This window comes from Xenorhabdus anantnagensis, assembly GCF_028598555.1.
Taxonomy (GTDB): Bacteria; Pseudomonadota; Gammaproteobacteria; order Enterobacterales; family Enterobacteriaceae; genus Xenorhabdus; species Xenorhabdus anantnagensis.
In genome coordinates this window covers 1-6646 of sequence record NZ_JAQRFN010000052.1, presented here as the reverse complement: position 1 = coordinate 6646, position 6646 = coordinate 1, and the positions used below count along the sequence as shown (strand labels likewise).

The following is a 6646-nucleotide window of genomic DNA, read 5'->3' as shown; positions in this document are numbered from 1 at the left end:
ATCAGTTGTAACTCATCCATCAATAGCTGATAGCACCCGTGCAGGTCTCCAACCACAAAAATACGCTGGTATCGATCACCCTCGATTTTCAGGTAATTCCCGTTTCTGATTTCGCTCACCGTTCCTGCTCCTGTTTTAGTTTCATGTATTCGCTGTCGTTTGGAATGATGATTGGAATGCCTTTCTCAATGCACCATTGTTCGTGTTTCTCCATCATGTAGAGCATCCGCTCTTTATCCATATCCCTAGTTTTCTCACGCTCTCCGTTCTCGTCACGGCCTAGCCAGTGGCCAACAAAATATTCGTGCGTCTCTTCGTCGGTGATGGGCTTTGACAGAACCACTTCGCCAGCACCATTCTTGATGTCGATAACAACACCACGCGCACGCAGCCAGATACCTGTGGTATTTATCCACATTCGCCACGTGCGATTCATTGGGATTGTTCGGAGGTCACGCCATTCGGTGGTTTTGATGCGCCACCGTTTACCCGTGTTTGCGAGTTCGGTGAGTTTGTTTGTGAGTAAATTCAGATTAGATTTGTGGAGGCAAAAATCGTCATTCATCTAACCTCCATCATTTGCCCTCTGGTTCCTGAATTTTCCTGATATCGTTTTCTAAAAATTGCAATTGTGTTTTTGCGCCCCGCAGCCGAACCTTTGTATTTTTCTCTTCCCGTAACAACGCGTCACACGCTGCTCTCAACTCATCCCGTTGTTTGGATAATTTCACAATTTCCCGCACCGCGTGTTCAGCGTCATATGCACGCTCCAGCAGATAATCAAACGCCTCGATATTGCAGCCGCATTGGTCGCAGGTAATAACACGATATTGTTCGTCAACTGTTATTGATGGGTGTTTACAACGGGATTGTTCAGGTGTTTTAGGGGTGACTGAGGTGCTAATGCTGGGTTTGCTATCATCGCCAAATTTGAGAGTGATGATGTTATCTGTCATACCCCCTCCAGCTCATCTGGAATCTCTACCTCGTCGCCCAACTGTGCAGCCACTACAGCACGGCATATGGCTATTTGTGGTGTGTCGCCTGTTTGCATTTTAAAAATAGAAAAATCATCATATCCAGCTATAACAGCCCACACTGGGTGATCTAAATAATGTTCCAGCATCACGGGATATTGTTTGTAATATCTCATCTCAAAAATCCTTCTGGTGGGGTTAAAATTCAATGTCTTCTTGATACTGATCAGATTTAACTCTGGTGAGGTCAGCGGGATCTAACCCTCCGTGCGCGTTTGTAAAATAATACGATTTTTCAGCACCGGGAGCATGACGTGATTTGGTACAGATAATCTCAGTAATTCCTTTTAATTCCGTATTAGGGTTATATTTTTCATCACGATACACCATGAAAATAACATCAGCTTCTTGCTCAATAATTCCCGACTCCCTCAGATCTGCGTTAACAGGCCGTTTATTGGTTCTCTGCTCCAAATTACGGTTTAACTGAGCCAGAGCAACAACCGGACATTTTAGTTCCTTAGCCAGATTTTTTAACCCTGTAGCGATCTCGCCAACTGACTGGTTCATGTTGTCGGGATTGGTCATTTTCATCTTTTGCAGATAGTCCACAATGATCACCCCCAGACCACCAGTCTTTTTGTGCATCCGTCTGGCTTCCGCCCGAATTTCGTTAATACTCATTGATGATTTATCGTTGATATGAATTGGTGAGTTTTTGACATCATCCAGCGCATGAGCCAGTTTTGCCCACGCCTCGTCCATCATGGATGATGAACAATTTTCACCTAACAGATCCTTTTTATTAACTCTGGCGTGATGAAATGCAACGCGTTCAGATATTTGCCACTTGGGCATTTCCAAACTGAAAAACAAAACAGGTTTCTTGTTTTTCAATGAGACTGATTTTGTTATTGCCGTACTCATCATGGTCTTTCCCATGCCCGGACGACCGCCAACAACAATAAAATCCGTATTGTTAAACCCTCCAAAAGCCCTATCAATATCTGGCATTCCAAATTCAGTCTTATGCTTCCAGATATCGCCGTTAATCATCGATTCAATAATTTCTATTGACTCTTCAACACCCTCCATAATGTGAGCTGTACCACCATCATTTGCGCTACCAATATTTGATATCTGGTTCTCTATGTCGCCCACAATATCCTGAACCGCATGAACGCCACCCTCGGTGATCCGTGCGATGCCTGTATGTAGAACGGATAACATTTGACGGGTCATTGATAATTGCTTGAGTTTATCAACATAGCCAGACAGCAATTGCAGACTGGGTACGCCCTTTGAACATTCAGCGATGTAGGCGAACCCTCCACAATGACCAGAGTCACCACTTTGCTCAAGTTCGCTGTTCAGCAACACCACGTCAAATTTACTACCCGCTACATTCAGCTTTTTTAGCCCTCTCAGGATCAGCCTGTGAGCAACAGAGCTGAAATCATTTTCCGTCAGGGATTCAACTGCACTGATTGCGATATCAGCGTACTCATCACCAGAAATCAAAATACCGCCAATGACCGCCTGTTCTGCGTGAATGTCAGAAAATTTTTCCATATTACGCTCCGTTACGTCGTGCGATGTGTTCCCGTTTTGCCTGCTCGTAGACCTGAGACCAATTCTCCGGCTTGAGTATCCAATCCAGCGTTAGCCACGGCTTCTCTTCCACTTGGCTAAACAGGGACGACTGACCGATTAGGTCAAAACACGTCGCCATGTGCTGAACCTCTCGCCATTTTCCCTTGTTGGTTTTGCCGTTCCATACCGATTCCAGATTTCGATAGGCTGGCCTGCGTTGTGTCCACTCCTGAACCTCAACAACACGAGCAGGAACTTTGCTATTCCAGAGGTCGATCAATTCTTGATGGGGGCAATCAACAGGGTTTCGGTCTATTTTCTCTGTCCACTTGATGGCATCAGACAGATAGCCATCAAATCTCGTCATACGACACACGTTCTCCGGCTTGAGCTTCTCGCCGTATTTCCATTGAGTGACCGCCCATTCGATCACCAACTTGATTTCATCGGCTGTGTAGCACAGCCCTTTGCTTTTCACGGTGGATAGCGCTTTCAGGAACGGAGCCGTTGATTGAAATCGGGAGCTAGTGAGCTGGTTAAAATAATCCAGTATTTCGAGAGCGAAATTTTCTTCCCCCGTGGGGGTAAGGGGGATCTTTTCTTTTTTCTTTAAAGTATTTCTTTTGTGTGTCTCCAGATTAGAGACTTGATTTGTCTCTAGGTTAGAGACACTTTTTGTCTTCAAGTTAGAGACAGTGTCTCTAGGTTGTTTTTTCCATGCCGATGTTTCTTTGTTAACGCCAATTTTATTTTCATCCAATAAAATATAATTCATTGAAATTAACTCTTTTTTTGCCTTATTGACATTCTGTCTGGATAAGCCAGAAGCATCAGCCAATTGTGAATCAGAGATTCGATCTAACTTTTTACTAAATCCGTACGTCTTTCGAATTAGCGCCAGCATCAATCTTAACTGTCGTGCTGTTAAATCAGAGCGAGTTAGTGACTCTAGTAGCTCATTAGCTATCCTAGTATATCCATTATCAAGATCTGCCACCGTCGGCCTCTCTTGCCTGTTTTTAGCGCCAAAATCAGCGTATGCTACGTTACTCATGTTTCCCTCCGGTCAGTTCCTCGCGGTGCTCCAGCCGTAATTTTGCATCCTCCAGAGCATCGCGCAGTTTTTTCGCACCATCCTCAGTGACCGAACGGGCAACCTGATCACGCACATTATTTTTATGCACGCCGCTGTGATTAAATTTTGTTTTCATGTATAATTACCTCGTGAAATGTTGTTCGGGAACCGCTAAATTCCCATCTCAAGTTGCATTTCAAAAGCCTCAACTGCTCCAACAGTTGGGGTTTTTCTTTTTATCTTGCCTTTCCGTTCCAGAGCCTGAATTAACCTCTCAGCGTGCTCACCCTCGATTACTACGACGGGTTTGTTATCAGATTCAGATAACTCAAGCGCCCATTCAGGCAAGCCCAGCTCCACGATCAATCTACTGGCTAATTTCGCTATCCGGTTTTTATCGCGGCTTAATACGGATGGATGAATCCCCATTTCACTTGCCAGACCATTATTTCCAAACTCAAATACTTTCTTGTGGAAATGACTTTCAAGCATCTGAGCTTTACGCGTATTGCGAGTATTTTTGACAACTTTTGCGACTTCCATCTGCTACAGTTCCTATAGTTAAGTTTTGTTTAATAAATAACCGTTAACCTGACTATAATTAGGTTAATAATTCTCCCGTTTTCAAGGAGAGCAGTAGATTATTAAAGAGCAGTCAGAGCAGTTAGATCGGTTATTACGCTACTTCTTTATCCGGGTTTGCTGCTTGCAGTAGCCATCTTTCGGTAAATTTTCCGTTAGAATGCTCTGCCAGCAATTTTGAATACTGGGTTTTTCCCGTGTATTCAGTGCGAGGTAAGCAGCCGTTTTGCACCCATTTCCAAACTGCAACGCTGCTTTTCCCGCAGATTTTCGCCGCTGCGGCCTGTCCGCCAACGGCATTAACTGCGAATTCAACCGGGTTCATCGGTTAATATCCTTATTAATTAAATTAACTGTTAGTTAATTCTAAATTCTAACTGACAGTTAAGTCAAGTGTGGAAGATAATTAACTTATGGTTAAAAGCACTGATAAGGTTGAGTTCACTGCTAGGCTAAAAGAGGCGTGCTTAAATGCAGGCCATGCTGGGCGTGGGCTAGGCAAGAGAATTACTAACGCACTTGCCGAACAAAAAATAAAAGTTAGTGGGCCTGCTGTTTGGAAATGGCTAAATTCTGAGTCAATTCCAGACTCCAGTAATATGTTGGCGTTGAGCAAATGGCTTGGTGTCAGGCCGGAGTGGTTAGAGTATGGCCGAGGCTCTAAAACAATAGACGGAATATCAATATCAAAGGTAGAACGAGAAGAGGTTGAGCCTTGGGACTCATCTTCCCCAGTCAATGATGATGAGGTTGTCATCCCGTTTTTTAAAAGTATAGAACTAGCTGCTGGAAGCGGCTGTTGTACTAACGAAGATTACGATGGATTAAAATTGAGGTTTTCACGTTCGACTCTTCGTCGATATGGGGCTTGCCCTTCGAATGTTGTGGCGTTCGCTGTTCATGGTGACAGTATGTCTCCAGTAATCCCAGATGGATCAACTGTAACCGTTGATTGCGGCCATCAGAATATTGTTGATGGTGGGATATACGCTATTGAGCAAGGTGATTTATTTCGCATTAAATTACTATATCGCCAACCCGGTAAATTGATTGTACGCAGTTTTAACTCTGTAGAATTCCCTGATGAAATAACAGAATCTCAGGACGTAAAAATCATTGGTCGAGTTATTAACTGGTCAGTGATGGCGTGGTAATCCGATTTCATCCTCTCCGTAAATAAAGATAGCCGCATTGTTAGCGGCTATCTCTCTATTCAGCGTTCCCATCATAAAAATATCCGATCTAAATCACATTTTCAACATTGGTTAAAAATTTATTAACTGAAAATTCAGTTGGTTAAACTTTATTTTTAATTAAATTAACCATTGGTTATTGACTATAATTAACTATCGGTTAATAATGTATTCATCCAAGGCAAGGAGCCAAAGATAAAAGGAAATTTCGCTCTTTAACAATTTAATTTCCTCCTTGAAAATGGGAGGCCAAAACAAGTTGGTTTTGGGGTGTGGTGACTGAATCTAGAAGTAATCAGTCCTCAAACGCAGGTGATGACTGTATCAGGACTACGAGAGGTGCGATCTGCGATAGAGCCACAACGTAGCGATCACCACACCACCAAAATCAATTTGCGGAGGACATATGAACTCACGACAACGTTATAAATTGAGGCGGAAGCAAAACCGCATGGAAGCAAGGATGACAGCACCCAGAACGACCGAGGAAATTTGGGATTCAATCATTAAGCCAGTGGATGAAATTGATGTACTGGCACAATTAATGATTGAGTTGAAGAAAGATATTAAGAACGACAACAGCGGATCTTGCTGCATGAGTGAGGTGGCCCTCTATTCAACCAAAACCAAAACCCGCCGTCGTCTGGAGTCGGGCGGGGTGACGGCTCGCTAGGAGATAGTATGAAAATTAGCAGAGAAAGCCTAAAAGAGCTTCTTGATTACAACCCTGATACTGGATTTTTTACATGGAGAAAAACAGTAAATCGAGGTGCTCTTGCCGGGCAGAAAGCCGGAACGATTAACAGCAATGGGCACATTACCATCAAAATATCTAGAAGAGCTTATCTTGCTCATCAATTGGTTTGGCTGTATATGACTGGGGAATGGCCAGCTCATGAAATTGACCACATAAATGTAAATGGCTCTGACAACCGGTGGTGTAATTTACGGCAATGTACTCGCACTGAAAATGAAATGAATAAAGGAATTAGATCTGATAATACATCTGGATATAAAGGCGTTAGTTGGAATAAAAGAGCCAAAAAGTGGATGACTAAAGTTAAATTAAATAACAAATACGTATTTAGTGGATATTTCGATGATATCGAACTTGCTGATTTAGCAGCAAGGGAAGCAAGAGATAAATATCACGGAAAGTTTTCCCGCCATGAATAACCAAAATCATCAATACAGACTTAAATTAACTAACTCCAGCCTATTTCTGA

The 6646-nt window shown here is 43.0% G+C and carries 11 protein-coding genes; 3 read left to right on the top strand and 8 right to left on the bottom strand.

Annotated elements, in window-relative coordinates:
• Positions 1 to 115 precede the first annotated feature (115 nt).
• The 8 genes from PSI14_RS19320 to PSI14_RS19285 form a co-directional block, all read right to left on the bottom strand.
• Entirely contained in the window at positions 116 to 436 is a 321-nt protein-coding gene (locus PSI14_RS19320) for a NinB/YbcN family protein (protein ID WP_273577609.1), read from the bottom strand.
• A gap of 139 nt (positions 437 to 575) precedes the next feature.
• Positions 576 to 956, bottom strand: a complete 381-nt coding sequence (locus PSI14_RS19315; protein WP_273577608.1) for a hypothetical protein — start codon at positions 954 to 956, stop codon at positions 576 to 578.
• A complete protein-coding gene (locus PSI14_RS19310) occupies positions 953 to 1153 on the bottom strand; it encodes a hypothetical protein (RefSeq protein WP_273577607.1) in 201 nt (66 codons plus the stop codon). Before PSI14_RS19310 ends, PSI14_RS19315 begins: the two co-directional genes overlap by 4 nt.
• A gap of 22 nt (positions 1154 to 1175) precedes the next feature.
• Positions 1176 to 2549, bottom strand: coding sequence for a replicative DNA helicase (locus PSI14_RS19305; protein ID WP_273577606.1), 1374 nt, complete (start codon positions 2547 to 2549; stop codon positions 1176 to 1178).
• Between the two features lies 1 nt (position 2550).
• Positions 2551 to 3624, bottom strand: a complete 1074-nt coding sequence (locus tag PSI14_RS19300; RefSeq protein ID WP_273577605.1) for a replication protein — start codon at positions 3622 to 3624, stop codon at positions 2551 to 2553.
• Positions 3617 to 3781 carry a hypothetical protein gene (locus PSI14_RS19295; protein WP_273577604.1) on the bottom strand — a complete coding sequence of 55 codons (165 nt, stop codon included), beginning with the start codon at positions 3779 to 3781 and terminating at the stop codon, positions 3617 to 3619. The genes PSI14_RS19300 and PSI14_RS19295 overlap by 8 nt, the downstream gene beginning before the upstream one ends.
• A 35-nt stretch (positions 3782 to 3816) precedes the next feature.
• Positions 3817 to 4188 (bottom strand): hypothetical protein, encoded by a 372-nt coding sequence (locus PSI14_RS19290; RefSeq protein ID WP_273577603.1) that lies wholly within the window; start codon positions 4186 to 4188, stop codon positions 3817 to 3819.
• 133 nt (positions 4189 to 4321) lie between these two features.
• Complete coding sequence (locus PSI14_RS19285) at positions 4322 to 4552, bottom strand: helix-turn-helix domain-containing protein (protein WP_273577602.1); 231 nt, start codon at positions 4550 to 4552, stop codon at positions 4322 to 4324.
• A gap of 88 nt (positions 4553 to 4640) precedes the next feature.
• Here PSI14_RS19285 and PSI14_RS19280 point away from each other — a divergent pair, with 88 nt between their 5' ends.
• The 3 genes from PSI14_RS19280 (at position 4641) to PSI14_RS19270 (ending at position 6596) form a co-directional block, all read left to right on the top strand.
• Complete coding sequence (locus PSI14_RS19280) at positions 4641 to 5381, top strand: LexA family transcriptional regulator (protein WP_273577601.1); 741 nt, start codon at positions 4641 to 4643, stop codon at positions 5379 to 5381.
• Between the two features lie 445 nt (positions 5382 to 5826).
• Positions 5827 to 6093, top strand: a complete 267-nt coding sequence (locus PSI14_RS19275) for a hypothetical protein (protein ID WP_273577600.1) — start codon at positions 5827 to 5829, stop codon at positions 6091 to 6093.
• A gap of 8 nt (positions 6094 to 6101) precedes the next feature.
• Positions 6102 to 6596, top strand: coding sequence for an HNH endonuclease (locus PSI14_RS19270; protein ID WP_273577599.1), 495 nt, complete (start codon positions 6102 to 6104; stop codon positions 6594 to 6596).
• Positions 6597 to 6646 lie beyond the last annotated feature (50 nt).

Excerpts from the sequence above, each read along its gene's own strand:
- PSI14_RS19320 (WP_273577609.1), bottom strand. The coding sequence starts at position 436 with ATGAATCGCACGTGGCGAATGTGGATAAATACCACAGGTATCTGGCTG.
- PSI14_RS19315 (WP_273577608.1), bottom strand. The coding sequence starts at position 956 with ATGACAGATAACATCATCACTCTCAAATTTGGCGATGATAGCAAACCC.
- PSI14_RS19310 (WP_273577607.1), bottom strand. The coding sequence starts at position 1,153 with ATGAGATATTACAAACAATATCCCGTGATGCTGGAACATTATTTAGAT.
- PSI14_RS19305 (WP_273577606.1), bottom strand. The coding sequence starts at position 2,549 with ATGGAAAAATTTTCTGACATTCACGCAGAACAGGCGGTCATTGGCGGT.
- PSI14_RS19300 (WP_273577605.1), bottom strand. The coding sequence starts at position 3,624 with ATGAGTAACGTAGCATACGCTGATTTTGGCGCTAAAAACAGGCAAGAG.
- PSI14_RS19295 (WP_273577604.1), bottom strand. The coding sequence starts at position 3,781 with ATGAAAACAAAATTTAATCACAGCGGCGTGCATAAAAATAATGTGCGT.
- PSI14_RS19290 (WP_273577603.1), bottom strand. The coding sequence starts at position 4,188 with ATGGAAGTCGCAAAAGTTGTCAAAAATACTCGCAATACGCGTAAAGCT.
- PSI14_RS19285 (WP_273577602.1), bottom strand. The coding sequence starts at position 4,552 with ATGAACCCGGTTGAATTCGCAGTTAATGCCGTTGGCGGACAGGCCGCA.
- PSI14_RS19280 (WP_273577601.1), top strand. The coding sequence starts at position 4,641 with ATGGTTAAAAGCACTGATAAGGTTGAGTTCACTGCTAGGCTAAAAGAG.
- PSI14_RS19275 (WP_273577600.1), top strand. The coding sequence starts at position 5,827 with ATGAACTCACGACAACGTTATAAATTGAGGCGGAAGCAAAACCGCATG.
- PSI14_RS19270 (WP_273577599.1), top strand. The coding sequence starts at position 6,102 with ATGAAAATTAGCAGAGAAAGCCTAAAAGAGCTTCTTGATTACAACCCT.